Here is an 857-nt window from a genome sequence, read left to right on the forward strand (position 1 = left end):
GATCTGTCCTGGAACAACACGCAAGCCCAGCTTCGCCGAGGGAATCGCCCCGCGACGACCGCACCCCCTCGCGCGGCCGCGCCGGGCTGCCAAAGCGCGGCGGCTCAGGCGCCGCGGCTGAACAGCACCCGGGGTACGGCGGCGCGACGGATAACGTCGTCGGCGTCGATCCATTCCACGTGATCGGTCTGACTGTCCTCGATAACCGAGTCCGGGTCCTCGCTGGCCAGGGCCAGGTAGGTGACCAGCTCAGCAAGGCCCTGTTCCAGCGGATGCTCGCGGATCACCGCCGCCAGGCTTACCGGGGAGTGGCGGTTCAGGGCCCGACGGATGTGCCCGCGCAGGCGCTCGCGGTCCACGTAGACCTGCTCGAACAACGCCTCCGGGTCGATGTCCTCGTCACCCTCCACCAATACCTGGTCGCGGATGTCGGGCTTGACCGGCGGGGTGAACAGGGGCCGTTCCATGGGCAACTCCACGGTGGGCGAAGGCTCGTCCAGCGCCATCACGTCGCCGCTGGGCGGGCTTTCCCGCAGGGCCACGGCGTGCTGCTCGATGTCGCGGATCAGGTCCATGATCCGCCGGTTCTCCAGCCAGGCCTGGTCGTCCAGGTAACGGCGCAGCTGCTGGGAGAGCCGGGCCACCGTGCGCTGGGTGGTCTCGCCGGCCTCCAGCCAGTCGTAGTGGATGCGGCGCACGCGCGGGTCCGGCTCCAGCTCGGCGACAGGCTCCAGCGACAGCGCCCGTTCCAGCAGCACGGTGAGCTCCTCCTGGCGTGCCGGCGACATGAGGAAATCCCAGAACGCGCGGAAGCTCCTGCCCTGATCGGACTCGGCGATGACGTCCTGCTCGCCGAA

At 69.5% G+C, this 857-nt stretch carries 1 protein-coding gene; it reads right to left on the reverse strand.

Annotated features, from left to right (window positions below; genetic code table 11):
* Positions 1–104: 104 nt before the first annotated feature.
* A partial coding sequence (locus tag G7A99_RS21895; protein WP_163144064.1) for a DUF3375 family protein occupies positions 105–857 on the reverse strand: 753 nt, incomplete at its 5' end.

This window comes from Arhodomonas sp. KWT, from assembly GCF_010993615.1.